This window comes from Monashia sp. HAY1-5C (genome assembly GCF_056755255.1).
Genome location: NZ_JBPGXG010000906.1, coordinates 1 through 229, shown reverse-complemented (window position 1 = coordinate 229; position 229 = coordinate 1). Strand labels below are relative to the sequence as shown.

Sequence of the window (229 nt, the reverse complement as noted above, 5' to 3'; positions counted from 1 at the left end):
TCCGTGACGTGATCGCTGTTGCCGCGATCAAGTCGCGCGAAGAAGGCGGCGATGTCGGCTATATCCGCATCATTTCCTTCACGGAAAAGCCCACGCCCGACCTCGAATCCGCGATCGCCAAGATCAAGAAGGATATCCCCGCAGACAAGCTGAAGGGCTATTTCCTCGACCTGCGCCTCAACCCGGGCGGCCTGCTCGACCAGGCGATCAACGTCGCCGACGATGTGCT

Annotated in this window: 1 protein-coding gene; it reads left to right on the top strand. The window is 60.3% G+C overall.

Annotated features, from left to right (window positions below; translation table 11 throughout):
* Positions 1–229, top strand: a 229-nt coding sequence (locus ACR9ZK_RS23910; RefSeq protein ID WP_481344380.1) for a S41 family peptidase, incomplete at both ends; no start/stop codon positions are given.